Origin of the sequence: Aestuariivirga sp., from assembly GCF_041738905.1 — a bacterium.
In the GTDB taxonomy this organism is placed as follows: Bacteria; Pseudomonadota; Alphaproteobacteria; order Rhizobiales; family Aestuariivirgaceae; genus Aestuariivirga.
The window spans coordinates 14,772-39,345 of sequence record NZ_JBGSOZ010000211.1 but is presented as its reverse complement, the minus strand read 5'-3'; the positions used below and the strand labels follow the sequence as shown (position 1 = coordinate 39,345).

The window sequence follows — 24,574 nt, the reverse complement described above, 5'->3', positions numbered from 1 at the left end:
TGGTCAGAGGTGGCTCGGTTTGTTTGAACAGTCGGCTGGGTGCTCATAAGTGGATTTCCGCTTCTGTTATGCTGCCACCGGGATTGGTGACTGCGCATTGAAGTAGGCCTGATCGGGTGTATTTCCGTCAAGCGACGAATGTGGGCGTCGACCATTATAGAAATCGACGTGGCGCCCAATAGAGGCACGGGCCTCTGGCACGCTGGCATATGGGCGCCTACCACGTCGCTCAATTCTTGCAACACCGGCGATCCGTCCCCTCTATGTCCCCCATCAACAAGATAGTGAATAGCCACGCAGTCGACGCATTTCGCCGATGCGCTCCCGATCAATGATTTCGAACGAAAGGCCGAATTTCGCTTCGAGTTCGTCCTTCCATTGGATCGTCATCGCCGGCGGTGCGGCAATGACGATAAAGTCGATTCGGCGGCGCAAGAGCAGCACCCGCGCAACGAGACCCGCCTCTACTGTCTTACCAAGACCGACGTCATCCGCGATCAGGAGATTGACACGAGGCAACCGAAGCGCCTTGCGCAGAGGAAGCAGCTGATAGGCATCTAGCCGAATGCCTGCCCGAAATGGGGCCTGTAATAGGTCTCGGTCGGCCGCAGTGGCGGAACCCCATCTAACTGAGCGCAAATGCGCCGCCAGAACTTCGGCGCGGTCGGGAAGACCTGTGCCGACATTCCGCCAACCGTCCGTATCGAGCTCCATAGCTCCAATTTCGGCATCCCAGACAACTTCCAACCGTTCCCCCTGGGCGTCGTCCGAAATGCACGAGACATTGATTGTTTGCAGGCCCGGTGGTTCCCCTTGCACATCCTCGACCAGCCAAGAACGACCGCGAAGTCCTACGAAAGTTCCTGGAATCAACATCTAATCTGACGAGCCTACGATTTTTGGTTCAACAGTATGATCAACGGAGTACCTGAATTTCGCAATATGCTGGATCGGGAAGTGCCGCGCTGAACATCTTTTGATCAGTTACTGCACGCGCATAATTTTAGGTAAAGCTACTTGCAGAAGCGTTGACAGAGTGTCGCCCTCGTCATGTCGCTGACCCGTGAGCTGTTTGAAGCCAAAGAAGAAGCAGAATAAGCCCAATATCTCAAATAGATGCGGAATGCGCAAATTGGCAAATCACACGGGAACTCGAGTCAACGCGCACTTGACAAGGAGCATATTCGAGATGGCACCTGAAGCATAGCCTTTTGCACCTCCTCAGTGGCCCTCATGGCCCGTGCTGGCGCACGGGTCCGGGAGTTCAAGGAAGGCGGTCGCGCCCTCCGGCTTGCGTCGTGATGCGCCTCCGTCGGTCGCGCCCTCATGCCTGAGTGTATGGTAGATATCTATAAGGGGCTCTGTGGTGAGACCGACAGTTTGTTCGCCACCGTTCAACCGGTCTCACCACAGAGCCACAAGCGAGCAATATTATTTCGTGGCCGAGCCGAGTGGCTCTCTGGTGAGACCGGGATGGCTCTCAGATGAGACCGTGAAATGAAATTTTCCCTGGCTCCAGCGCATGAACAGCCTCGAAGGGGGCGCCCTCGTCACATCACAATGAAACCAGGTCAGCCGCCATTCAGTAGACCGCCGGTCACCCGACTTGATGTTGAATCCACCTGGACGCACTTGCTCGATAAACCCATGTGCCAGAAGCTCCTTCAGAACTCGTGCCGTGGTCGACCGAGAAAGGGGGAGGCGCTCTGAGAGTGTACGGGCCGACATGGCGAGTTTGCCATTGTTTGACCCATTGTAGATCTGAAGGATTTCAAGGATGGTGGCGCGCGCATTGGGAGACAAAGAGCGCCAGGCATCACATTTCAGGATGTACCGTTCGATCGCGATGAAAGACGACATTTTCGTCTTGCTGCGGCCGGTCTTGTTGGAACTGGAGGTCATGGGCTCACGCCATATGGGGGGCAAGAAGGGGGGGCCGCTCCATGCGTACCCCCCCGAGGGGTCTATTTGTCAGCGTCCGCGGAAACTGCCGTGATATGGGTTGTAACCCATACGGAACGGCCACAACGGACATGCCACGGCCACGCACTTCCGGACTTCGGCGGTGCTCCCACCTGAACACTGCCGGCAATTTGCCCGGATTGCGTCGATTGGGCGATCAGGATGCCCCAGCACCTTCAAGTCGGAGACGGGAATTTTTCCGGGGACTTTTTCCATTTTATCACCCGTGGGAAGCGTTTCAATGAAGGTCGAGCGGTCGACATTCGCAGAGGGGGGCTTTGCATCAGACATTGGTCCGGCCCCTAGGAACTGCTGTCGGAGGAATTGCGAACCTTTTCGACGCCCCAGATGGGCGAAACCAAACTGCCCTTGGAGATAGTGTAACGCTTCATCCTCTTCGTAACGAAGTCGGGGCCCGACGTTTCACATGAAGACGGGCTTGTCTGATGGATTCGGGACGGGTTCTGAGTTATAGTCGGCATGGTTTCGTTCCTTTCTCAGGGTTTGAAATTGACAAAAAAAGACGGGCGGTGCTGGAACACCGTCCGTCTTCTCTATTTATTCATGGTGGGCAAGGTATCGACGTACCGGCGCAATTCCGTCATCTCGACGACCGTGCGGCGCCCGAGTTTCCGGACTTTCAGTCTCCCGGAACCTACAGCTTGATAGAATGTGGTACGGCCTGCATTCAGAAGCTGGCAGGCCTCTTCAACAGAAATCAGAATAGGTTCGATGTTAGCCATGGTATCCTCACGTGAACGCTGGCATTCGCCAATTGCGTGAGGAAGGTGGCCGATCAGTTCTCACAGATAAAGGAGTGCACCAAATCTTGTGAGATTATTTTGTGCCCTGAGGGTCTTCATCGAGAGGGGCCAAGGTATCGATCAACCGCATCAGGAGTTCGCCACTGCCGAGCCTGCCTACGAGGTCGTGAGTCCGTTGGGAATGTCGGCTGTACTCGTTCTGCAACGTGAGCGGAGACTTGCCATACCATTTCTTCGGTTCAGTTTTCTGCTTACTCAACGAACTGCAAGCTTTTGAAGTTGTTGTGCCAGGTCTCTTCTTCTTGATTTCGTCAATTGCCAGTACGAGTTCGACCGTATCCCTTAGATGTACCTTGCGAGGTCTCCCCTTGCCGGGCATCCGAGAGGATGCATCAAATAGGAAGCCTGGTACCCAGTCGGTGGCGATACTCAGAATCAATTGCTGTGCCTCCGGACTAAGCGACCCTTCAAAACCATAGTGCATTGTTAGAAGTTGCACTTTGGATAGCAATTCTCCTTTGAGAAGTACTGCTTGCTCTTGAATTGATTTGTCGGTGTGGGAACGGAGCACCGCATCGAGTGCCGTGGGTTTGTGCAACTGTACTGGGTATTGAAGTTCCTTCGCTCGCGCTTGCCTAGCCTTCAGGTTTCTCATCTGTGAAGTTTTGGGTTTCAAATCGTCCCCTCCAATGGCAACAGCACCAAATCGAAAGAATTGATGCTGGTAGGACAGACGGTAGGATTTACTCCGTAAGCATCCGAAAAAGTCATTGTATTTCAATATATTGGAGAAAAATTCTGGCGGAAGAGGAGGGATTCGAACCCTCGATACGCTTTCACGTATGCACGCGTTCCAGGCGTGTGCCTTAAACCACTCGGCCACCCTTCCTTTAAGTGGCGCGGACTATAGCCATCGAAGTCCTGAAATCAAGCACTGTTGAGTGGCCATGAGAAGATTGTCACACTATATGTGACAGTCATCAGAGGAAGGATCAGACACCATGTTCTTCACCCGCCAGAAATCCCGCATGATCGGACCTGCCGAGGCCCTTCCGGGCCGTTCCAGCCCGATTCCCACAGCGGAACGCCATTTTGTCAATGGAAACGCGCTGAAAGGCCCCTACCCGGCCGGTTTCGAGACCGCCATCTTCGCGCTGGGCTGCTATTGGGGCGCGGAACGCAAGTTCTGGGCTGTGCCGGGCGTGTGGGTTACCGCCGTTGGAAATGCCGGGGGCTTCACGCCGAATCCGAGTTACGAGGAGGTCTGTTCCGGCCTCACAGGCCACACCGAATCGGTGCTCGTCGTCTACGATCCCGCCAAGGTCAGCTATGAGGCCCTTCTCAAGGTGTTCTTCGAGTCGCACGACCCCACTCAAGGCTTGCGCCAGGGCAATGACGTGGGCTCGCAATACCGTTCTGCCATTTACTGGACGAGTCCAGCCCAGCGCGACGCAGCACTTTCAGGCAAGGCCACCTACGAAGACGCACTGAAAGCCAAGGGCTTCGGCCCGATCACGACCGAGATCGCTGAGGCTGAACCGTTCTACTTCGCGGAGACGCACCACCAGCAGTATCTCGCCAAGAACCCGGGCGGCTATTGCGGGTTGGGGGGCACCGGCGTCTCCTGCCCCATAGGAACCGGAGTAGCGGCCTAAGCCTGCACCCGCACCGGGGTTGCATGCGTGGCCTCGGGACTGAAGCACTGATCGAGAATGGCTTGCAGCTCTGCGCCCCTGCGGAACGACGGCTGGCCATTCTCGCCGTTCAGCACGGCATCGATAAAGCCTGCATGGATCGTCGGCACCGGGTCGGCCTGCACGCGCCGCCAGGCCTGGGTGTGAACATCCTCGCCGGAGCACATCCGGATTTCAGTCCATTCGAGGCCGTGGTTGATCTCGATCGCGCCCTCGGTGCCGAAGACGTCGAGCTTCAGCACATTGCCATAGCCGGTCATGAAGCGGCTCGCATGAATGACGCCCAGAGCGCCATTCTCGAACTCGACCTGCATGGAGGCACTGTCATTGGCATCGAGTAGATAGTCGCCGATGCGATTGCCCTCTGCCTTGGCGAATGTCTTGACTCGCGCCTGCAGAGACGTTGGCATCATGCCGATGGCGAATGTGGTGAAATCGAGGATGTGAATGCCGACGTCGCCAAGCACGCCCTTGGAGCCATGCTGTTCCGACAGGCGCCACAGCCACATGGGCTCGGTGCGCCAGTTGCCCCAGTGTTTTCCAACAAGCCAGCTTTGCCGGTAGGAGGCCTCAACATGGCGGACCTCGCCGATCTCACCTGCCGCGATCAGCTTCTGCGCCTTCTGGAGCGCAGCCACATTGCGATAGCTGAGGTTGACCATGTTGACGATCGCGGCCTTGTCCGCCGCCGCCGCCATCTCGTCGGCCAGCGCAAAATTCTCCGCCAGCGGCTTCTCGCACAGCACATGCTTGCCGGCCGCGATGATCTTCATCGTGGTGGGGTAGTGCACGGCATCGGGCGTGACATTGGTGGCGGCGTCGAACTGGCCCCAAGACAATGCGTCTTCAAGAGTGCCGAACGACTTTTCAATTCCGTGCTTGCTCGCGAAGGCACTGGCGCGCGCGGCATCGACATCCGCTGCGGCAACCACATGAACGCGCGGATCGGACGCGAAGAGACGCGCATGGTTTGCTGCCATAGAGCCGGTGCCGAGCACCAGCACGCGGACACGGCGGCGAGAGGCAGCCGTCACCGGTAGCCCTCCTCGCCCTCTTCATGAAGGCGCGGCCCCTTGACAGTGAGCGGAACCGGCGCCTTGTCGTGCGGCACGTTCGGCGCATCGTTCACCGCCGTCCATGGCTTTGCCGGATTATAGGCCCAGCGCGTGGCATTGCGGATCACCTGCAACACCTGGGCGTTCTGGTAGGTCGGATAGGCCTCGTGACCGGGGCGGAAATAGAAGATGCGGCCCGCGCCGCGCTGGAATGTCACGCCGGAGCGGAACACCTCGCCGCCCTCGAACCACGAGATGAAGACCGTCTCCATCGGCTCGGGGATGGTGAAGGGCTCGCCATACATCTCCTCATGCTCGATCTCGATGTATTCAGGCAGGCCCGCCGCGATCGGATGATTGCGGTTGATGACCCAGACGCGCTCGATCTCGCCCGCCTCGCGCCATTTCAAGGCACACGGCGTACCCATCAACCGCTTGAATATTTTCGAGAAATGGCCCGAGTGCAGGACGATGAGACCCATGCCCTCCCACACGCGCTTCTGCACCCGCTCGACGATCGCATCATCGACCTTGCCATGGGCCTTGTGGCCCCACCACAGCAACACATCGGTCTTGGCGAGACGCTCCTCGGTCAGGCCATGCTCGGGCATGTCCAAGGTGGCGGTGGAGACCTCGATGTCGGATTCGCCATCGAAGGCCCTGGCGATGGCGCCATGGATCCCGTCGGGATAAAGGCGCCTGACCAGCGCGTTCGTCTTCTCGTGTTCGTTCTCGTTCCAGACCAGCGCGCGAATCGTCATCCGGGCCTCCCATAGCCATCCGTGATCTCATGCCACTTAGCATGCTTTGGCAACGTTTTCAAATCGCTTTGAAGATTTGATCTTCGCAACTGCAGCGAAAGCGCGGTTCAAAAACCCGTTGATTTCGTCATTTTATCGCAGCATAACTCGCAGCCGTCAGCAATCTGGAAACGTCCAGGCAGAAAAATTCAAAGCGCTTTGACAAGCCACGGGAGATCGCGATGACAGAAGCCACGGGACAGGCCGCGCAAATTGCGGACAGGCTTCTGAGCGCCGAAACACGTCTCGACGCCCACACGAAAGACCTCTTCCGCCTGCGCTTCCAACGCTCCGAGGCCGACCTTTTCGAACCGCTTGAGGCGCTCTATGGCGGTTCGCCCGGTTATGCGGGATTTCGGGAAGACCTGATTGCGGCCTTGATCGATCTGCAGGCCGAGCGGCCTCCGGCCCTCCGCCATCTCGATCTCCGGCGCGACCTCGAACCCGACTGGTTCCAGCGGCCCGGCATGGTGGGCTATGTCTTCTACATCGACCGCTTTGCGGGAACCCTCAGAGGCGTTCTCGACAAGGCCGGATATCTTGAAGAGCTTGGCGTCACCTACGTCCACTTCATGCCCTGCCTGAAGCCGCGCCCCGGCGACAGCGACGGCGGCTACTCCGTCATGGATTACCGCGCTGTCAATCCGGCCCTGGGCAGCATGGACGATCTCGCCGCCGTCACCACGGCGCTGCGCGAGCGCGGCATGAGCGTCTGCATCGACCTCGTGCTCAATCACACCGCCAAGGAGCATGAATGGGCAATGCGTGCCCGGCGCGGCGAGACGGCATACCAGGATTACTACTGGATGTTCGACGACCGCACGCGGCCCGATGCCTATGACGAGACGCTGCTCGAAATCTTCCCCGCCCACGCGCCAGGCAATTTCACCTGGTACGAAGACATGCAGAAGTGGGTATGGACCACCTTCAACGAGCACCAATGGGATCTCAACTGGTCGAACCCGCGGGTTTTCCTCGAAATCGTGAAGATCATGCTCTTCCTCGCCAACCAGGGCGTGGAGGCCGTGCGTCTCGATGCGGTCGCCTTCATGTGGAAGCGCATGGGAACCAATTGCCAGAACCAGCCCGAAGTGCATCAGCTCCTGCAGGCCTTGCGTGCCGCCAGCCGCATCGTGGCGCCGGCACTCCTCCACAAGGAAGAGGCGATCGTCGCGCCGAAGGATCTCATTCCCTATCTTGGTGCCGGCAAGCACACCGGCAAAGAAGGCAACCTCGCCTATCACAATTCGCTCATGGTGCAGTTCTGGTCAGCACTCGCCACGCGCGAGACGAAGCTGATGACTCATGTGCTGCGCTCGCATTTCCCCGAGAGCCTCGTCAATGCCACCTGGGGCACCTACCTGCGCTGCCACGACGACATCGGCTGGGCCGTGACTGACGAAGACGCTGCCGCCGTCGGGATCAACGGCTTTGCACACCGGAGTTTTCTAGCGGATTTCTTCGCGGGCCGCTTTCCGGGAAGCTATGCGCGGGGCGGCGATTTCCAGTCAAATCCCGGCACCGGCGACAAGCGCACCAACGGCTCCTGCGCCTCGCTTTGCGGACTGGAATCCGCGCTCGCGGCGAATGATGAAGCGACCATCGCTGCTGCCATCCATCGCATCCTGATGGGCCATGCTCTGATTGCCAGCTTCGGCGGCATTCCGCTTCTCTACATGGGTGACGAACTGGGCGTCCTCAACGATCATGCCTTTGAAGCGGACGAACATCTGAAACACGATGGCCGCTGGATGCATCGGCCTAAGATGGACTGGACGCAAGCCGAACGCCGGAACGACATCACCACAATCGAAGGCCGCATCTATCGAGGTCTCCACACCATCATCGAACGGCGCTGCGCAACACCGCACATTCACGCTGCCAATCCCGTGTCCATTGTCGATTTCGGAATTGCTGGCGTCTTTGCCTTCGCGCGGCGGAGTCCTGTCGGCGCGCTTGTGTGCGTGTTCAATTTCTCGGAACGCTGGCAATCGATCCCGCGTACCACACTCAAAGCGGCAGGCGTCACGGAATGGCGAGACCGGCTGGCCAATGTGACAGTCGATCTTCACGATGGAGCCCTGCCATTTCCTCCGCAAGGGCGAATCTGGCTGACGTAAGCGGGCTCAGGCCACCTTCACCCAGTTCCGCGCCTTCGACGAGTCGATTGCCGCCTCCACCACTTTCTGGATCTCATAGGCTTCGCGGAAGCCGGGACCGGATGTCTGGCCCTTGCCGATAGCACTGAGGAACTCGCCCATTTCGATGGTCTTGAGATCGTTGAAGCCGAGCTCATGCCCGCCCGCCACGCAGAACTGGCCGTATGGATAGTGCTGCGGTCCAGCCTCGATCTTGGTGTAGCCGCTGGTGCGCGGGTCCTGCCCCGCCTTGTAGAACAGCAATTCGTTGAGGCGTTCCTGCGTGAACACCAACGAGCCCTTCGCGCCCGTCAATTCGAAACCGAGCTGCATCTTGCGGCCGGTGGCGATCCAGTTGGCCTCGATGGTGCCGCCGCAACCGCGCCCGAAATTCACCAGGATGCGCGCCACGTCATCGACCAGCACGTCCTTCCGTTCAGCCGCGCCACGCGCGACGGGACGTGACTTCACGACGGTGCGGACATCCGCCGAAACTTCCGCGATCTCGCCCAGAAGGAAGCGCGCCATTCCGATGATGTGCGAGCCCAGGTCGGCGATGACGCCCGGCCCGCCCGAGGGATCGATGCGCCATGTCCATGGGCCTTCGGGATCATGCATGTAGTCTTCGGCATGAATGCCACGGAAGCCCGTGATCTCGCCGAGTTCGCCCGCCTCCACCATCTCACGCGCCAGCTTCAGCAGCGGGTTCTTGATGTAGTTGAAGCCGACTTGCGTGTTGACGCCCCTCTTCTCCGCCGCCTCGACCATCTCGAGGGACTCGCCAAGGGAGGGAGACAACGGCTTCTCACAATGCACATGCTTGCCCGCGGCAATGGCGGCCAGCGCCATGTCCTTGTGGAGCGTGTTGGGCGTGGTGATCGAGATAACGTCGATCTTCGGATCGGCGATCATGTCCTTCCAGTTGCCGGAAGAGCGCGCGAAGCCATATTGATGCGCGGCCTTCGCGGCCGATGCCGCGTCGACGTCGGCAATCATTTCGAGGCGCGGAACCGGAATGTCCGGAAAGGCGGCCAGCGCTGCCCGGTAGGCAAAGGCATGAGCCTTCCCCATGAAGCCCGTGCCGATGATGCCGATGCCGAGTTCCTTCATGTCAGGCCACCACCTCATAACCGGCCGCCGTCATCACGCGCATCAGTTCCTTGTGGCCGATCTGCGCCATCTTCAGCGGCGGCGCCTTCCTCGGGTCCTGCTCGGCCTCCACCACGAACCAGCCCTCATAGCCATAGCCTGCGAGCTTCTTCACGATTGCCCCGAAATCGAGCGAGCCATCGCCCGGAACCGTGAAGGCGCCCTTGATGACGGCATCGAGGAAACTCTCCTTCGTGCGGTCAAGCCCGTTGATGACATCCATGCGGACGTCCTTCGTGTGGACGTGCTTGATGCGCGCGTGATGCTTGTCGATGCAGCGGAGCACGTCGCCGCCCGCAAACGCCATGTGGCCCGCGTCAAACAACAGCGAAATGCCGGAGTGGTTCATGAATGAGTCGAGTTCGGGTTCGGTCTCCACCACAGCGGCCATGTGGTGATGATAGACCAGCGGCATGCCCTGGGCTTCCACCCATTCCGCGAATTCGGTCATCCGCCGCCCGTAGGACTTCATCTCGTCGCCGTCGAGTTTCGGCTTCGTCGCCAGCGGCTTCGACTGGTCGCCCTGGATCGAGCGGCCGACTTCGCCATAGACGATGCACGGCGCGCTCACCTCCTTGAACAGGTCGATCATCGGCTGGATGCGATGCTGGTTTGCCTCGATCGATTCATTGACGATGGTGCCGGAGAACCAGCCGCCGCAGAGCGTGACGTCGGCCTTTTTCAATATCGGCAGCATCTCGGCCGCCGACTCCGGAAAGCGACGGCCTTTTTCCATGCCGGTGAAGCCTGCCGAGCGCGACTGGCGCAGGCATTCCTCAAGCGAGACATCGTCCGAGAGTTGCGGAAGATCGTCGTTCCACCACGCGATGGGTGACATGCCGAGCTTGGCTTTCATGGTCTCAGACTCCGATGCGTTGCTTCTTGCGGATTGTATCATGGTGCGCGCGCGCGGCATTCACCTCGGGGCGATCAGAAACCTCGGGCACGCCGACGTCCCAGTCCGCGTCGCCAGGCACCCATGCGAAAGCGTCGGTCACAATGGAGATGACAGTCGTGCGGTCGGTGGTCTTCGCCCAGGCGAGTGCTGCCTCAAGGTCGGCAAGGCTTTGGCAATGCCGCACGGCTGCTCCCATGGATTCGGCATGCTTGGCGAAGTCCACCGCGAAGGGCTGTTTCACGCGGCTGTCCTTGATGAGGTTGTTGAAGGAGGGCGTGCCCTTGAAGTTCTGCAGGCGGTTGATGATCGCGTATCCGCCATTGTCACAGACGATGACGATCAGCTTGTGGCCCGTCAGCACGGTCGAATAGATGTCGGAGTTCATCATCAGGTAGGATCCGTCACCCACCATCACGATGGTTTCGCCATCGCCCTTCTTGGCCATGGCATGGCCCCAGCCGCCGGCGATCTCGTAGCCCATCGCGGAGAAGCCGAACTCGAGGTCATAGGTATTGGGGTTCTTGATCTTCCAGCCCTTGGCCGTCTCGCCCGGAAGGCCGCCCGCTGCCGTCACCATCGTGTCGTTTGGTCCCGCCCACTTGTTCACCGTGCCCACCACATACGCGTAAGTGGGAACCGCCGCATTGGTCGGCGCCTGGTGCTTGTCAAGGAGGTCATTCCAGGCCTTGAACACCGTCTTGCCCTTGCTCGTCCATGTTGCGTCCGCCTTCCACCCGCTCATCGCGGCGGCGATCTCGGTGACCGTCTCGCGCGCATCGCCGACGACCGACAGCGCGCGGTGCTTCACGGCATCGTAGCGCGCCGCATTGATCGAGACGAACTTCGCATCGTGGCTGAACACGGTCCACGAGCCCGTCGTGAAATCCTGAAGCCTGGTGCCGATGGCGATGATCACGTCGGCGGCACCCGCCATCTCGTTGGCGGACGACGAACCGATGACGCCGATGGGACCGACATGGGCGGGATGGTCATGTGTCACCGCCCCCTTGCCCGCAATCGTCTCGGCCATCGGGATACCGTGCTTCAAGGCAAAGTCGGAGACTTCCTTTTCCGCCCCCGAATAGCGCACGCCGCCACCCGAAATGATCAGCGGGCGCCTGGCGGACTTGATCATCTCGATGGCCGCCGCAACACGGTCCTTGTCGGGGCGCGGACGCGGGATCGCATGAACCGTCGGCGTGAAGAAGGCCTCCGGATAGTCGAAGGCGATCTCCTGCGTGTCCTGGCACAGGCCGATGAAGGCCGGCCCGCAATCGCCGGGATCGAGCATGGTGGCTATGGCCTGCGGCAGCGAGGAGATGATCTGCTCGGGATGCGTGATGCGGTCCCAATAGCGGGTGACCGCCTTGAAGGCGTCATTCACCGACACGGTGGGATTGCCGAAATGCTCCACCTGCTGCAGCACGGGATCGGGCCTGCGGTTTGCAAAGACATCGCCGGCGAGGATCAGGATCGGAAGCCGGTTTGCATGGGCACAGCCTGCCGCCGTCACCATGTTGAGGGCGCCCGGACCGATCGAGGACAGGGAGATCATGATCTGCCGGCGCCGCATGGCCTTGGCATAGCCGACGGCGGCAAGCGCCATGGACTGCTCGTTCTGGCCGCGCCATGTGGGCAGCGTGTCCTGAACGGCTTCCAGCGCCTCGGAAATGCAGGTCACGTTGCCATGCCCGAAAATACCGAAAAGCCCGGCGAACAGCGGCTCGCGCTTGCCTTCGATCATGGTGAACTGGTTGCACAGGTAGCGCACGAGCGCCTGCCCCATCGTCAAGCGAACGGTCGACATGCGTGATCCTCCCAGACGTTCCGTTTATGGTTAGAAACTTTTATTGCATAACATCATATCAAGCAAGTTTTATTGCGAAGACCGCTTGCCTGGCACCCGCGGCGGTTTCGGCAGCCTCGCCTTCTGGTCGCGGGCGATCTCCGTCACGCTTGGGATGCGAGGTGCTGCCTCCCTGTTCGGTTGAAGCACGGCCGCCGTGGCGGTCGCAAGGCATTGGACAAGGCACATGGGTGCGGCAAGGGAGCGCGAGAACGAATATTCGTCCTCTGGCACCGTGAACAGCACGCGGGCTTCCTTGGCAAGCGGCGAAAGCTGGCTGTCGGTGATGGCGATGACGGGCGTGCCGCTGGCGGCGGCGATCTCGGTGATCGAGACCACCTCTTTCGCATAGTGCCGGAAGGCTATCGAAACCAGCACGTCGCGTTCGCCCATGGTTTGCGCCATCTCGGGCGCCAGGCCTCCTGCGGGGTCGAGCAGGATCACCCGCCGGTGCAGCATGGTGAGCAGGTAGCGGAGCAGCAGGGCCAGCGGCTCGGAGCGGAGCTGGCCCGCAATGAACACCGTCTGCGCCGTGGTGAGAAACTTTGCCGCCGCCGAGAGCGCTTCTTCCGGCACCGATTCAAGCAATCCCTGCAGCGCCGCCATGTCGCGCACCACGAGATCCTTGAGGAACCCCTTGTTGCCGTGGCTAACATTTCGCGAAAGCTCGGACTCCAGCGCACTGATACGCTCGCGGAAACCGGGAGCCGCAGTTGCAAGCCTCGTCTGGAACACGCCCTGCAACTGCTTGAAGCCCGAATACCCGAGATTTTGTGCGAAGCGAACGAGGCTGGAGGGATGGACCCCGCATTTCTCGGCGATGGCATTGATCGACTCGAGCGCGATGACATTGGGGTTCTGCGTGAAGAAGCGGGCAATCTGCTGGTAGCCCGGCGACAGCCCGGCATAATCGCGCGTGATGAGGTTGACGATGCCCTCGTAGTTCTGCGGCACGCTGACGGAAGAGGAATGTTGGTTCTTGGCCATGAACACCGGATCTGGACTTCACACTTCGGGACGTTACGGCAGATGGATAGCCAGAATCCATAACCACCGACAGCGTGGACCCAGATACTTGACACGAAATTTTTGTTGCCGCAAATCTTGTTGCACAATTGAAATTGCACCATTGGGAACCTCGCGTTCCCGCCGGGCGACCTGCCTCACCCGCTGACGTTTACTGGACGGCCACGTTTCAAGGAGATGCCCGATGACACCCAATGCAATCCGCCGCCTCTGGGCTGAAGGAAAGCCCGTCCTGAACGGCTGGCTGTCGATCGGCAATCCCTTCGTCGCCGAGATCGTCGCGGCACAAGGCTATGATGCCGTCACCGTGGACCAGCAGCACGGCTTCCTCGGTTTCGAACAGATGGCCACGATGCTGCAGGCCATGAAAGGTTCCAGCGCCACGCCCATGGTGCGCGTGCCGTGGCTATCGGCGGGCGACATCATGAAAGCGCTTGACGCCGGCGCCATGGGCATCATCTGCCCGATGATCAACTCGCGCGCGGAAGCCGAACAACTCGTCTCCTTCATGCGCTATCCGCCTCATGGGCAGCGCAGCTTCGGTCCGACGCGCGCCGTGGTCGCGCATGGTTCCGACTACGGCCAGAAGGCCGATGCGGAAGTTCTGTGCCTGGCGATGATCGAGACGGCGGACGGCATGAAGAACCTCGACGAGATTGTTTCCACGCCCGGCCTCGACGGCGTCTACATCGGTCCTGCCGATCTCACGCTTGGGCTCACCGGCCGCAAGTACCCGACGGGCTTCGACCGGGAAGAACCCGAGATGATCGAGGCCATCAGGACCATTCTGGCGAGGGCCCACGGCGCTGGCATCCGGGCCTGCCTGCATTGCGGTTCGCCCGCCTATGCGGCCAAGGCCATCGGCTGGGGCTTCGACCTGGTCACATTATTGAGTGACGCGCGCCTTCTGGCCTCGGCGTCTCTTGCCAATATCCAGGCCACGCGGACGCTTCTTGGCGAACAGCGGGCCGCCACTCCCCAATCGACCAACAGCAGCTACTGACATGCATCACATTCTCGTCGCCGGCAGGCTCCATCCCGCAGGGATCGCGCGGCTCCAATCGGCACCCGGCGTGACCTTCAAGCTGGTCGATGAGATTTCCGTCGAATCCTATGTACCCTTCATCGGTGACGCCGATGCGGTGGTCTTGCGCACGCAACCGATGACGGCGGACATCATCGCGGGCGCTCCCCAGCTGAAAGTCGTGTCGCGCCATGGCGTCGGCTATGACGCGGTGGACGTGAAGGCCCTCGATGCACGCGGCATCGCCCTCACCATCGTGGGTGACGTCAATTCGCGCGCGGTGGCCGAGCACACCTTGATGCTGATGCTGAGCACCGCCCGTCACACGGTCGCACATGACCGCGCCGCACGCTCCGGGCACTGGAATGTCCGCAACGCTTTCGAGACGGTTGAGCTCGACGGCAAGACCCTGTTGCTCCTCGGCTTTGGCCGCATCGGGCGCCGGGTCGCCGAACTGGCGCGCGCCTTCGGCATGGTAGTGACTGCCTATGACCCTTATCTTTCCGCCGACGTGATCGCAGCGGCGGGCGTGCGCCCAGCAACCGACATGAAGCGTGCATTGGGCGCTGCGGATTTCGTATCGCTTCACATGCCGCCATCTCCAGCAGGTGCCCTGATCGGCGCAAGCGAACTCGCCCTGATGAAAACCTCGGCGATCATCATCAATGCCGCGCGGGGCGGTCTCATCGATGAGACGGCACTCGACGAGGCTCTCAAGTCTAGCCGCCTTCTGGCCGCAGGCCTCGACGTTCTGGCGGAAGAACCGCCAAAGCCGGGACATCCCCTGCTCGCCAACGAACGTGTCACCATCAGCCCGCATTCTGCCGGCCTCACGGATGAATGCGCAGCACGAATGGCTGTGGCTTCCGTGCAGAACATTCTCGATTTCCTCGCAGGCACGATCGATCCTCGCCTCGTCGTGAATGCGAGCCAGATCACAACGGAAAAGCCGGCTTCTCAGGCCTGACGGTTCACTCCGGTTTCCCCCATCCGGCCCCGCCGGACGCCCGCATGCGGAGCCGCTCGCCTTGCTGCAATGGCACCGCCACGAACTTGCTCTTGAGTTTTTCTTCAAGCCCGTTGCGGCGAACCAGATGGACCGCGGCCAGCCCGCCGTTCCCGCCCCCTTCCAGGCCCCAGGGCGCGGTCTCCGGGTTCGTCTGCTGCGTATAGCCCGAGATGACGAGGCCCGACGACAGCATCTCATACTCGCGCTCGATGGCGAGGCCTCCGGAATGTATTCCTGCGCCGCCCGAACCTGGCACGAGGCTCGTCGAAATGACGCGAACGGGGCCCGTCGTTTCCAGCACTTCCGCTGAAAGAATGGCGCAGTTGCCGCCATGCGTATCGACCCCGCTGATCCCGTCCTGATGTTCCGAGGCACCCATGCCGCCGCCGATGATATCGGTCACGACGAAGTAAGGCGCTTCACCGTGATTGCGCGCCACCTGCGCGGGCCGATGGTCGAAACCGCCGATGACGAATGTCGGAAACGAGATCTGGCACCCGGCAGACGAGGCCTTGGGCGCGATGGCTGAAAGCGCCTTCAGCACCACATCCGCCACCGCCTGCTGGGTGAGGTGCCGCACCGAGACTGCGGCGGGTTCCTTCGGATTGAGGATCGTGCCTTCCGGCGCGATCACCTTGACGGGCCTGTTGCAGCCCTCATTCTGCGGCAGGTCTGGCGTGAAGACCACCTTCACCGCGTAATGCACCATGGATATGGTGGAGGCATAGGGGTTGTTGAGGCCATTGGGCCGCTGTGCGCTCGTGCCGGTGAAGTCGATGGTGAGGCTGCCATCCTCCACGCTTGCGGTGGCCACGAGCCGCATGGGCTCGTCGGAGGACGCGTCGTCCTCGGTCAGGATCTCGGCGCGAGATCGCTGGGCCGCAACCTCGTTCAGCGAACTTCGGAGGAATGCTTCCGAATAATCGAACACCGCCGCGACATGTTCCGCGAAACCTTTGCGGCCATATTTCGCTGCAAGTTCCTTCAGCCGCCGCTCGCCTGTGCGGCAGGCCGCGACCTGGGCGTTGATGTCCCCGGTCGATGCCTTGGGGTCGCGGACGTTCCGCGCGAAGATCTTGAAGAACGTATCGTTGGGCTGGCCGCGGTCGAAGAGTTTCAGGGGCGGAATCCGCAAGCCCTCCTCGAAGATTTCGAGCGCCGTCGCCGATTCCGAACCCGGCACGCGGCCGCCGACATCGATGTGATGGGCAACCGTCGAGGCGATGGCGATCAGTTGGCCCTCGAAGATGACGGGCGAGAACAGCACGAGGTCCGGCGTGTGGGTGCAGCCAAGATACGGATCGTTGCAGATGATGACGTCGCCCTCGCGCCATTGATCAAGCGGAATGTGCTCGATCATGTGGCGAAAGGCCGTGGGCATGATGCCGAGTTGCGCCGGGATGGTGGGCGCCTGCGCTATTGCGTTGCCGTCGGGGTCGAGTAGTCCGCAGGCATAGTCGATCATGTCCCAGATGATGGCGGAAAAGGCCGAGCGCCTGAGTGCCGCCGACATTTCCTCGGCGACCGACACGACCTCATGCTGGAACACGTCGCGGCTGACGCTGTCGATCATCGTGCCACCTCACTGATACGAAGAACGCCGGAGTCGTCGGCCTGGGCCACTTGCCCCTCGAACACAACGGTCGTCGAATCGCGCTGCACCAGAATGGCGGGGCCTGCCACACCCTGTCCTGCGGCCAGCGCCGCACGATCATAGACGGGCACATCGCGCGGAGCCTCGCCCTGCGCCATCACTGCCTTGCGGTAGGCGAGCGGCGCGGCGTTCGGTCCCGCTTTGCGGATTGTTCCCGAGAGGTCCGGAGTATCCAGCTTCCCCGTCGCCTCGATGCGGAGATTGACGATTTCGACCGGAGCCTTCGGATCCGCATGGCCATAATGCGCCTCATGCTGGCGATGAAACAGCGCGGACAATTCCTCTGCATTGAAGCGCACCGACAAGTAGTCGGGAATGTCGCAGACGATCTCGTGGAACTGTCCGATGTAGCGGAGATCGGCCAGCACGCGGAACGTCCTCCGGTCAGGCGGAACACCATCGGCGGCAAGCTCATGGTCCATCTGGCCGCGCATGCGCTGAAGCACCGGGGCAATCGCATCGCTGGCAAGATCGGCAACGCCCGTGCGGAACGGCGACTGCGCCATGTGGCGGATGTCGGCGGCGAGCAGCCCTTCCGCCGCGAAGACGCCGGGATGGCGCGGCACGATCACCTCGCGCATTCCAAGTTCGCGCGCGATCATGGCGCCGTAGAGCGGCCCGGCACCTCCGAAGGCAATGAGTGCAAAGGGCCTGACGTCGATGCCGCGCTCGACCGCCAGCGAACGGATCGACTGCACCAGCATGGCATTGGCAACGCGGATGATGCCAAAGGCTGCCGCCTCGACTGACAGTCCCAATCGCGCGGCCACTCGCGCCACCGCCTCGCGCGCAAGGCCGGGAATGATCTTCACGTCGCCGCCCAGGTAATCCTCCGGCGCCAGCCAGCCGAGCACCACCGCGGCATCCGTCACCGTGGGCTCAATCCCGCCCAGCGCGTAACAGGCGGGACCCGGAATGGCACCCGCCGACAGCGGCCCCACCTTGAGCGCGCCACCGCGATCGACCCAGGCGATCGAGCCACCGCCATTGGAAATCGTCTCGACGTCGATCGTCGGAAGCCGCACCGGCTGGCCGTCGATCATCCGCGACATGCGCGTGGCGGATGTGCCGGACGTGATCGCGGCGAGGTCGGCCGAAGTGCCGCCCACGTCGAGCGTGATGGCATTCTCAACATTGAGCCTGCGGCAGAGGTCCACCGCCGCCGTAACTCCGCCCGCCAGCCCGGAGGTGAGCATATGCGCCGGGTTGTCTCGCGTGGCACGTGGCGTGGCAACGCCGCCATCGGACCGCATGAGCTGCAGCGAGCCTGCAAAGCCTATGCCTTTCAGAACCCTCTCCAACTCATCGAGATAACCCGTCACTACGGGGCCGACATAGGCTGCCATAGCGGTCGTGCTGGCGCGCGGCCATTCCTCGAGCTGCGGGTTCACCTCATGCGAGCAATAGACAGGCACAACCGGCACGGCGGCCGTGATCGCACGTTTCAAAACTTCCTCGTGCGAGGAATTCAGAAAGGAGAACACCAGCGAGATGGCGACGGCCTCAGGCTTGAGCGCTGCAACGGCGGAAGCCACCCGCTCCGCCTCCTGTTCGGTGAGCCGCTCCACGATTGCGCCGAAGGCATCGACCCGCTCGCGCACCTCGACCACGAGATCACGGGAGATTACCGGCTTCGGCTTCTGCTGCAGCAAAGCGTAGGTCTTGGGCCGCATCTGGCTGCCGATATCGAGGACATCGGCAAATCCGTCCGTCGTCACCAAGGCGGCGCGTGCGCCCGCCCGCATGAGGAAGGCGTTGGTCGCCACAGTGAAGCCATGGACGAAGAGCCCGATGTCGGAAACCTTGCAGCCGGCCCGCTCCGCAATGCGGATGATGCCCGGCGCGATCCCTGCGGCGCTCCCGCGCCGCCCGGTCGGCACCTTGTCGACAAGCACCATCTTCTTCTCGGTATCGACGAGGACGAGGTCGGTGAAGGTTCCGCCGACATCGGCGGCAAGCGTGATCATGTGATATCCGGCAGCGGTTGAGTCACGGCAAGGCTAGACCACTTGCAAATAAACGTCAGCCTCTCTTGAAGTGCGGTATGCGAGGGGAGCCCTTCGCCACGGACATATTGGCAACGTGGAACATTCTTTCTATGCTGGCACAAGAGCGAGAATTCATTCCATGACCGAACTGACCTTTCCGCGCGACTACAGTCTCACGGGCCGGGATTCGAAATATGCCGAGGAACATCACCTCGCGTCCGCCCAGTGGTATCAGGCGCCCATTCCCCGGAAGCGGCTGAAGGAACTGATGCAGCGGAGCGACGGCCCCGCCATCCGCGACACCGTGATCTGGTTCCTCGCCTTCGCCGTCACAGGCGGCCTCGGTGCATGGCTCTATCCCAGTCTGTGGTGCATTCCCTTCTTCCTCGCCTATGGCGTTCTTTACGGTTCCTCCAGCGACTCGCGCTGGCACGAATGCGGCCACGGCACCGCATTCCGCACGCCGTGGATGAACGACGTCATCTACAACATCGCATGCTTCATGATCCTGCGCGAGCCGACCGTCTGGCGCTGGAGCCACACGCGCCACCATACCGACACGCTCATCGTGGGCCGCGATCCGGAAATCGCGGTGATGCGCCCGACTGTCGTGCTACGGGTGATTTCGATGTTCTTCGGCATCCCGCAAGTGTGGGGCGCCATCAAGAGCATGTTGCGCCATGCGGCAGGCTCAGTTGCCGCCGACGAGGCGACCTTCATCCCCGAGAGCGAGCGCGCCAAGGTCTATCGCACGGCGCGGATCTGGCTTGCGATCCACCTTTCGGTCATCGCCTTCTCGATCTGGATCGGCTCGATCGTCCCGATGCTGCTCGTGGGGCCGCTCCCTTCGATGTATGGAGCATGGCTGCACGTCCTCACCGGGCTGACCCAGCATGCCGGAATGCCGGAAGACGTGCTCGATCATCGCCTCAACTGCCGCACGGTCTACATGAATCCGGTGCTGCGCTTCATCTACTGGAACATGAACTATCATGTGGAGCATCACATGTTCCCGATGGTGCCCTATCACCAGCTGCCCAGGCTCCACGAAGAGATGAAGCCCTTTTGCCCGAAGCCCTACCCCAGCGTCTGGGCGGCCTATGCCGAAATCATTCCCGCCGTCATACGCCAGATCCGTGAGCCTGACTGGCATGTCCGGCGTGAGTTGCCGGACAATGCTCCGGCCTTCAAGCCGGCGGCCGAATAGACAAACGCGATACGGAGATAAAGACGAATGGCACAATGGATCGAGGCTTGCGGCACCGGCGACATCGACAGGGAGGACGTGATGCGCTTCGATCACGGTGGCCGAACCTTCGCGGTCTATCATTCTCCCGAGGGCGAATTCTTCGCGACCGATGGATTGTGCACGCATGAGAAGGTTCACCTGGCCGATGGACTGGTGATGGATAACATCATCGAATGCCCCAAGCACAATGGCCGCTTCGACTACCGCACCGGTGCCGCGAAGGGTGCGCCGGTCTGCGTCAATCTGAAGACCTATGCCGTGAAGGCCGAGGACGGAAAAGTCTTCATCGACGTCGCTTGAGGCCGTCGCATTGAACAGCGCCACATGTAATCTCGTGATCGCGGGGATGAACCCCCGCCCAGCCAAAGTGAATGCGCGGAGCAGAACGAATGTCGGAAGCAGGGATGGTGATCGTAGGCGGCGGCATGGCGGGAGCCCGTGCCATCGTCAGCCTGCGGGCCAATGGATGGCAAGGACCCATCACCCTCATTGGCGAGGAAACGCTGCTGCCCTATGACAGGCCGCCGCTTTCGAAGGCGATGCTGACCGACGAACAGGAGCCATCGCCCGTCTATCTTCTCGACGACGGCATGATCGCCTCGCTGGGCGCAACATTCATCCGCGGCAGCCGGGCGACCCGGATTGACCGCGATGCCAGGGCCGTCGTGCTCGAGGACGGCCGCGCCATTTCCTACGACAAGCTGCTGATCGCCACCGGCGCCAAGCCGCGGCGCCTCGCCATTGAAGGCGGCGAACTCGCCTATACGCTGCGCGACTTCGCTGACGGCGACCACCTTAGGAACCGGCTCCGCTCCAGCGCCACGGCAGCAATCGTCGGCGGCGGCTTCATCGGCCTTGAAGTGGCGGCAAGCGCGCGGAAGCTCGGCTGCGAGGTGACGCTCGTCGAGGCCCAGCCCCGCATCCTGATGCGCGGCGTGCCGGAGGAGATTGCCCGCGTGGTTCATCAGCGCCACCTCGAGGCGGGCGTGACCATGGAGGTGGGAACGGCGCTGAAGTCCGTCGACACCGATGGCATTCTGCTGGCGGACGGGCGCAAGGTGAAAGCCGGTATCGTGGTCGCGGGGATCGGCGCGTCGCCTGAAACAGCCCTTGCGCAGCAGGCCGGGCTGGCGATCGAGAACGGCATCGCCTGCGACGAAACACTGCGCACATCTGACCCGGACATTTATGCCTCGGGTGATTGCTGCTCGTTTCCACATGGCCTCTTTGGCGGCAAGCGCATCCGCCTCGAAGCCTGGCGCAATGCCACCGACCAGGCCAACGTGGCAACGGGCAACATGCTGGGCGGATCGAAGCCCTATGTCGCCGTGCCGTGGTTCTGGTCCGACCAGTATGATCTTTCGCTGCAGATCGCAGGCATGCCGTCAGATGGCACGGCAACCGTCCGCCGCCAGATCGCGGAACAGGCCTTCGTCATATTTCATCTCGATGACGCGGGCCGTGTTGTCGGCGCGTCCGGCATCGGCACGGGCAATTCGATCGCGCGCGACGTGAAAATGGCCGAGATGTTGATTGCGAAGAAGGCGAGCCCTTCGCCCCAAACCCTTGCCGATCCATCTGTCGCACTGAAGGCGTTGCTGAAGGGCTGAAGCCCTCAGAGCGCCGGCATTGTGGACGACCTGACCACGAGATCGACCGGCCAGATTTCAGCCGGCATGGGATCACCGGGTGCGCGCAGCATGCCGATACAGAGTTCCACCACGCGCCGTCCAGCCTCGCCGATGGATGACTGCGTGGCGGTGAGCGGCGGATCGAAATTTTCCGCGCCCATGTCGTGCAGCCTGTCGTCATGTGCAATGAGGGCAACGTCGCGGCCAATGACCAGGCCCCGCTTTGAACAGGCGCGTTTCACACCAAGCGCCAGACCGATGCTGGAACAGACGAAACCTGTGGGACGCTGTGCGGGCGGCAAGTCCAGAAGGCCAGAGGCGGCACGAAGGCCTTCCTGTTCCACCATGGGACCAACGACGAAGAGATCGTCTGCCGCCTTCACGCCTCGCGACGAAAGCCCCTGGCGGAAACCACGCTCGCGGTCGGCGGCGAAATTCAGGTGGCGTTCGCCATTCAGCAGCGCCACGCGGCGGTGGCCAAGGTCCGCCATCAGCTTGGCGGCGGAAAAGAATGCGCCCTCATTATCGATGTCGAGAAAGCCGATGGGCTCCACGCCCGACGTGCGGCCATGGACGATGAAGGGCATGCCCAGTTGCCGCAGCAACGCCGGGCGCGGGTCTTCGCTGAGGGGGCTCGACAGGATCATCGCGTCGACGCGGGCATTGCGCACCGCCCGCCGGTAGACCGCCTCTTCCGACTGCGATCCATGGGCCATGGCGAGCGTAATGTCATAGCTGAGTTCGGACGCCTTCTCGACACAGCCCCGGAGGAATTCGGTGAACAGCAGGTCGCCCAGCATGTTGCGCTCGCCTGGAAACACCAACCCCAGCGTGCCGGACTGGCCGGTGGCAAGCCGGCGCGCGGCGGCACTCGGCCGGTAACCGTGCAACTCTGCCGCCGCTCTCACGCGCGCGCGTGTTTCCTCGGAGACTTCCGGGAAGCCATTAAGGGCGCGGCTGACCGTCGTCTGCGACAGGCCAAGCTGGGCCGAGAGTTCGCGAAGATTCATGATGAGGAGACTGGCATATTCTCAAAGCGCTTTCAAATTATATGTAACCGGATGTGACGCTGTACCCTCTGCCACTTCCGTCATGGATTGCTGCAACGCAACAAAACAAGGGCCTATTCTTGGGGTTTGTCAGGATTTCTGCTTGACCAGCGGTAAAATCCATCCTATGCAAATGTTATTCAAAGCGCTTTGGAAAAACAACGTGATGGAACAACCATCAGGAGCGGTTTGATCCGGCACATTCATCATGGGAGGAACACCGATGAAATTCCGTCTGGCACTCGGCGTAGCGGCACTGGCCCTCGCAATCTCCACACCGGCGCTTGCCGAACTCAAGTACAAGCCGGGCGAAGGCCCGTTCAACTGGGCCAATTTCGAGGAACTGAAGAAGGTCGACCTCAAGGGTGAAACCCTCACCATCTTCGGTCCCTGGCGCGGCGACGATGAAGCCCACATCCAGGTTGTCCTCGAATACTTCCGCGAGGCCACCGGAGCCGAGGTGAAATATTCATCCTCCGAGAATTACGAGCAGCAGATCGTGATCGACACGGAAGCGGGCTCTCCGCCCAACATCGCCATCCTGCCGCAGCCGGGCCTTCTGGCAGACCTCGCCGCCAAGGGCCGTCTGGTGCCGCTGGCTGACACCGATGCAGCCTTCATCACCGACAATTACGGCGCCGGCGCGAGCTGGGTGGCACTCGGTACCTACAAGGGCAAGGACGGCGCGTCGGCCTTCTACGCCTTCCCCTACAAGGCCGACCTGAAGAGCCTCGTCTGGTACGTGCCGGAGAACTTCAGCGACGCGGGTTATGAAATCCCCAAGACCATGGAAGAACTCGTCGCACTCTCCGACAAGATCGTGGCCGACGGCGGCAAGCCCTGGTGCATCGGGCTGGGTTCGGGCGGTGCCACCGGCTGGCCCGCGACCGACTGGGTGGAGGACCTGATGCTCCGCACGCAGTCGCCTGAAGTCTACGACAAGTGGGTGACCAACGAGATCAAGTTCGATTCGCCTGAAGTCGTCAGTGCCATCGAGGAATTCGGCAAGTTCGCCAAGAACGACGCATGGGTTGACGGCGGCGCTGCCGGTGTTGCCTCGACGGACTTCCGCGACAGCCCCAAGGGCCTCTTCTCGACGCCGCCCAAGTGCTACATGCACCGTCAGGCGTCCTTCATTCCCTCCTTCTTCCCGGAAGGAACCAAGGTCGGGGCCGATGCCGACTTCTTCTACTTCCCGCCCTTCGCCGCAAAGCCCGACCTCGGCAAGCCGGTGCTCGGCGCCGGCACGCTTGCTACCATCACCAAGGACTCGAAGGCCGCACGCGCCTTCATCGAGTACCTGAAGATGCCGCTCTCGCATGAGGTGTTCATGGCCGATGGCGGCTTCCTCACCCCTCTCAAGACGGTCAATCAGGCCGCCTACATCAACGATGCCGCCCGCAAGCAGGGCGAGATCCTGTCGTCTGCCACCACCTTCCGCTTCGACGGGTCCGACCTGATGCCCGGCAAGATCGGCGCCGGCGCCTTCTGGACCGGCATGGTCGACTACGTGGGCGGAAAGTCGGCACAGGACACGGGCGCTGCCATCCAGAAGGCCTGGGACGAAATCAAGTAAACGCCGCTTCCTCCCGGCGTTGACTTACGGCACCCGGATGGCGTCATGCCATCCGGGGTCTT

At 61.4% G+C, this 24,574-nt stretch carries 22 protein-coding genes and 1 tRNA gene; 8 read left to right on the top strand and 15 right to left on the bottom strand.

What is annotated here, in order from left to right:
• Window positions 1-66 precede the first annotated feature (66 nt).
• The 6 genes from ACEW8Q_RS20865 to ACEW8Q_RS20840 all read right to left on the bottom strand — a co-directional run bounded on the left by ACEW8Q_RS20865 (window position 67) and on the right by ACEW8Q_RS20840 (window position 3,615).
• Window positions 67-252: an integrase core domain-containing protein gene (locus ACEW8Q_RS20865; RefSeq protein ID WP_373506002.1), complete on the bottom strand. Its 186-nt coding sequence runs from the start codon at window positions 250-252 to the stop codon at window positions 67-69.
• Window positions 253-273: 21 nt separating this feature from the next.
• Window positions 274-876, bottom strand: a complete 603-nt coding sequence (locus tag ACEW8Q_RS20860) for a hypothetical protein (protein ID WP_373505994.1) — start codon at window positions 874-876, stop codon at window positions 274-276.
• Window positions 877-1,431: 555 nt separating this feature from the next.
• Entirely contained in the window at window positions 1,432-1,902 is a 471-nt protein-coding gene (locus ACEW8Q_RS20855) for a helix-turn-helix domain-containing protein (RefSeq protein ID WP_373505993.1), read from the bottom strand.
• Window positions 1,903-2,516: 614 nt separating this feature from the next.
• Complete coding sequence (locus ACEW8Q_RS20850; protein WP_373505992.1) at window positions 2,517-2,705, bottom strand: helix-turn-helix domain-containing protein; 189 nt, start codon at window positions 2,703-2,705, stop codon at window positions 2,517-2,519.
• Between the two features lie 94 nt (window positions 2,706-2,799).
• Window positions 2,800-3,402, bottom strand: a complete 603-nt coding sequence (locus tag ACEW8Q_RS20845) for a hypothetical protein (RefSeq protein WP_373505991.1) — start codon at window positions 3,400-3,402, stop codon at window positions 2,800-2,802.
• 123 nt (window positions 3,403-3,525) lie between these two features.
• A tRNA-Ser gene (locus ACEW8Q_RS20840) sits at window positions 3,526-3,615 on the bottom strand.
• Between the two features lie 112 nt (window positions 3,616-3,727).
• On the opposite strand from ACEW8Q_RS20840, the gene msrA reads away from it, so the two are divergent.
• Window positions 3,728-4,381, top strand: coding sequence for a peptide-methionine (S)-S-oxide reductase MsrA (msrA, locus tag ACEW8Q_RS20835; protein WP_373505990.1), 654 nt, complete (start codon window positions 3,728-3,730; stop codon window positions 4,379-4,381).
• Here msrA and ACEW8Q_RS20830 read toward each other — a convergent pair.
• Both ACEW8Q_RS20830 and ACEW8Q_RS20825 read right to left on the bottom strand, forming a co-directional pair.
• Entirely contained in the window at window positions 4,378-5,454 is a 1,077-nt protein-coding gene (locus ACEW8Q_RS20830) for a Gfo/Idh/MocA family protein (RefSeq protein ID WP_373505989.1), read from the bottom strand. The two genes, msrA and ACEW8Q_RS20830, sit on opposite strands and share 4 nt — an antisense overlap.
• Complete coding sequence (locus tag ACEW8Q_RS20825) at window positions 5,451-6,236, bottom strand: ThuA domain-containing protein (protein WP_373505988.1); 786 nt, start codon at window positions 6,234-6,236, stop codon at window positions 5,451-5,453. Before ACEW8Q_RS20825 ends, ACEW8Q_RS20830 begins: the two co-directional genes overlap by 4 nt.
• A gap of 221 nt (window positions 6,237-6,457) precedes the next feature.
• Between ACEW8Q_RS20825 and ACEW8Q_RS20820 the strand changes: the two genes are divergently transcribed.
• Window positions 6,458-8,395, top strand: a complete 1,938-nt coding sequence (locus tag ACEW8Q_RS20820; protein ID WP_373505987.1) for an alpha-amylase family glycosyl hydrolase — start codon at window positions 6,458-6,460, stop codon at window positions 8,393-8,395.
• A gap of 6 nt (window positions 8,396-8,401) precedes the next feature.
• Here the strand turns inward: ACEW8Q_RS20820 and ACEW8Q_RS20815 are convergent, their stop codons facing one another.
• From ACEW8Q_RS20815 to ACEW8Q_RS20800, 4 genes are all read right to left on the bottom strand, one after another.
• A complete protein-coding gene (locus ACEW8Q_RS20815) occupies window positions 8,402-9,523 on the bottom strand; it encodes a Gfo/Idh/MocA family protein (protein WP_373505986.1) in 1,122 nt (373 codons plus the stop codon).
• Between the two features lies 1 nt (window position 9,524).
• Window positions 9,525-10,418, bottom strand: coding sequence for a myo-inosose-2 dehydratase (gene iolE, locus ACEW8Q_RS20810; protein WP_373505985.1), 894 nt, complete (start codon window positions 10,416-10,418; stop codon window positions 9,525-9,527).
• Between the two features lie 4 nt (window positions 10,419-10,422).
• The gene (gene iolD, locus ACEW8Q_RS20805; RefSeq protein WP_373505984.1) at window positions 10,423-12,267 is read right to left on the bottom strand and encodes a 3D-(3,5/4)-trihydroxycyclohexane-1,2-dione acylhydrolase (decyclizing); all 1,845 of its coding nucleotides are present in this window, start codon (window positions 12,265-12,267) and stop codon (window positions 10,423-10,425) included.
• A gap of 69 nt (window positions 12,268-12,336) precedes the next feature.
• Window positions 12,337-13,293: a MurR/RpiR family transcriptional regulator gene (locus ACEW8Q_RS20800; protein ID WP_373505983.1), complete on the bottom strand. Its 957-nt coding sequence runs from the start codon at window positions 13,291-13,293 to the stop codon at window positions 12,337-12,339.
• A 223-nt stretch (window positions 13,294-13,516) separates the two neighbouring features.
• Between ACEW8Q_RS20800 and ACEW8Q_RS20795 the strand changes: the two genes are divergently transcribed.
• Window positions 13,517-14,335: an HpcH/HpaI aldolase/citrate lyase family protein gene (locus tag ACEW8Q_RS20795; protein ID WP_373505982.1), complete on the top strand. Its 819-nt coding sequence runs from the start codon at window positions 13,517-13,519 to the stop codon at window positions 14,333-14,335.
• Window position 14,336: 1 nt separating this feature from the next.
• Window positions 14,337-15,323 (top strand): hydroxyacid dehydrogenase, encoded by a 987-nt coding sequence (locus ACEW8Q_RS20790; protein WP_373505981.1) that lies wholly within the window; start codon window positions 14,337-14,339, stop codon window positions 15,321-15,323.
• Between the two features lie 4 nt (window positions 15,324-15,327).
• Here ACEW8Q_RS20790 and ACEW8Q_RS20785 read toward each other — a convergent pair whose 3' ends face one another.
• Both ACEW8Q_RS20785 and ACEW8Q_RS20780 read right to left on the bottom strand, forming a co-directional pair.
• Window positions 15,328-16,938 carry a hydantoinase B/oxoprolinase family protein gene (locus ACEW8Q_RS20785; protein ID WP_373505980.1) on the bottom strand — a complete coding sequence of 537 codons (1,611 nt, stop codon included), beginning with the start codon at window positions 16,936-16,938 and terminating at the stop codon, window positions 15,328-15,330.
• On the bottom strand, window positions 16,935-18,986 hold the full coding sequence (locus ACEW8Q_RS20780) for a hydantoinase/oxoprolinase family protein (protein ID WP_373505979.1): 2,052 nt from the start codon (window positions 18,984-18,986) through the stop codon (window positions 16,935-16,937). The genes ACEW8Q_RS20785 and ACEW8Q_RS20780 overlap by 4 nt, the downstream gene beginning before the upstream one ends.
• 160 nt (window positions 18,987-19,146) lie before the next feature.
• On the opposite strand from ACEW8Q_RS20780, the gene ACEW8Q_RS20775 reads away from it, so the two are divergent.
• The 3 genes from ACEW8Q_RS20775 (at window position 19,147) to ACEW8Q_RS20765 (ending at window position 21,866) form a co-directional block, all read left to right on the top strand.
• Window positions 19,147-20,214, top strand: coding sequence for a fatty acid desaturase family protein (locus ACEW8Q_RS20775; protein WP_373505978.1), 1,068 nt, complete (start codon window positions 19,147-19,149; stop codon window positions 20,212-20,214).
• A gap of 27 nt (window positions 20,215-20,241) precedes the next feature.
• The gene (locus tag ACEW8Q_RS20770) at window positions 20,242-20,556 is read left to right on the top strand and encodes a MocE family 2Fe-2S type ferredoxin (protein ID WP_373505977.1); all 315 of its coding nucleotides are present in this window, start codon (window positions 20,242-20,244) and stop codon (window positions 20,554-20,556) included.
• 89 nt (window positions 20,557-20,645) lie between these two features.
• Window positions 20,646-21,866 (top strand): NAD(P)/FAD-dependent oxidoreductase, encoded by a 1,221-nt coding sequence (locus ACEW8Q_RS20765; protein WP_373505976.1) that lies wholly within the window; start codon window positions 20,646-20,648, stop codon window positions 21,864-21,866.
• 5 nt (window positions 21,867-21,871) lie between these two features.
• Here the strand turns inward: ACEW8Q_RS20765 and ACEW8Q_RS20760 are convergent, their stop codons facing one another.
• Window positions 21,872-22,897, bottom strand: coding sequence for a LacI family DNA-binding transcriptional regulator (locus ACEW8Q_RS20760; protein ID WP_373505975.1), 1,026 nt, complete (start codon window positions 22,895-22,897; stop codon window positions 21,872-21,874).
• A gap of 262 nt (window positions 22,898-23,159) precedes the next feature.
• On the opposite strand from ACEW8Q_RS20760, the gene ACEW8Q_RS20755 reads away from it, so the two are divergent.
• On the top strand, window positions 23,160-24,512 hold the full coding sequence (locus ACEW8Q_RS20755) for an ABC transporter substrate-binding protein (protein WP_373505974.1): 1,353 nt from the start codon (window positions 23,160-23,162) through the stop codon (window positions 24,510-24,512).
• Window positions 24,513-24,574: the final 62 nt, after the last annotated feature.

What these genes read in the sequence shown, in the direction of transcription:
- ACEW8Q_RS20800 (WP_373505983.1), bottom strand. Translation starts at nt 13,293, where the DNA reads ATGGCCAAGAACCAACATTCCTCTTCCGTCAGCGTGCCGCAGAACTAC.
- ACEW8Q_RS20850 (WP_373505992.1), bottom strand. Translation starts at nt 2,705, where the DNA reads ATGGCTAACATCGAACCTATTCTGATTTCTGTTGAAGAGGCCTGCCAG.
- iolE (WP_373505985.1), bottom strand. Translation starts at nt 10,418, where the DNA reads ATGAAAGCCAAGCTCGGCATGTCACCCATCGCGTGGTGGAACGACGAT.
- ACEW8Q_RS20820 (WP_373505987.1), top strand. Translation starts at nt 6,458, where the DNA reads ATGACAGAAGCCACGGGACAGGCCGCGCAAATTGCGGACAGGCTTCTG.
- ACEW8Q_RS20785 (WP_373505980.1), bottom strand. Translation starts at nt 16,938, where the DNA reads ATGATCGACAGCGTCAGCCGCGACGTGTTCCAGCATGAGGTCGTGTCG.
- ACEW8Q_RS20790 (WP_373505981.1), top strand. Translation starts at nt 14,337, where the DNA reads ATGCATCACATTCTCGTCGCCGGCAGGCTCCATCCCGCAGGGATCGCG.
- ACEW8Q_RS20795 (WP_373505982.1), top strand. Translation starts at nt 13,517, where the DNA reads ATGACACCCAATGCAATCCGCCGCCTCTGGGCTGAAGGAAAGCCCGTC.
- ACEW8Q_RS20770 (WP_373505977.1), top strand. Translation starts at nt 20,242, where the DNA reads ATGGCACAATGGATCGAGGCTTGCGGCACCGGCGACATCGACAGGGAG.
- iolD (WP_373505984.1), bottom strand. Translation starts at nt 12,267, where the DNA reads ATGTCGACCGTTCGCTTGACGATGGGGCAGGCGCTCGTGCGCTACCTG.
- ACEW8Q_RS20775 (WP_373505978.1), top strand. Translation starts at nt 19,147, where the DNA reads ATGACCGAACTGACCTTTCCGCGCGACTACAGTCTCACGGGCCGGGAT.
- ACEW8Q_RS20780 (WP_373505979.1), bottom strand. Translation starts at nt 18,986, where the DNA reads ATGATCACGCTTGCCGCCGATGTCGGCGGAACCTTCACCGACCTCGTC.
- ACEW8Q_RS20860 (WP_373505994.1), bottom strand. Translation starts at nt 876, where the DNA reads ATGTTGATTCCAGGAACTTTCGTAGGACTTCGCGGTCGTTCTTGGCTG.
- ACEW8Q_RS20755 (WP_373505974.1), top strand. Translation starts at nt 23,160, where the DNA reads ATGAAATTCCGTCTGGCACTCGGCGTAGCGGCACTGGCCCTCGCAATC.
- ACEW8Q_RS20825 (WP_373505988.1), bottom strand. Translation starts at nt 6,236, where the DNA reads ATGACGATTCGCGCGCTGGTCTGGAACGAGAACGAACACGAGAAGACG.
- msrA (WP_373505990.1), top strand. Translation starts at nt 3,728, where the DNA reads ATGTTCTTCACCCGCCAGAAATCCCGCATGATCGGACCTGCCGAGGCC.
- ACEW8Q_RS20760 (WP_373505975.1), bottom strand. Translation starts at nt 22,897, where the DNA reads ATGAATCTTCGCGAACTCTCGGCCCAGCTTGGCCTGTCGCAGACGACG.
- ACEW8Q_RS20815 (WP_373505986.1), bottom strand. Translation starts at nt 9,523, where the DNA reads ATGAAGGAACTCGGCATCGGCATCATCGGCACGGGCTTCATGGGGAAG.
- ACEW8Q_RS20855 (WP_373505993.1), bottom strand. Translation starts at nt 1,902, where the DNA reads ATGACCTCCAGTTCCAACAAGACCGGCCGCAGCAAGACGAAAATGTCG.
- ACEW8Q_RS20765 (WP_373505976.1), top strand. Translation starts at nt 20,646, where the DNA reads ATGTCGGAAGCAGGGATGGTGATCGTAGGCGGCGGCATGGCGGGAGCC.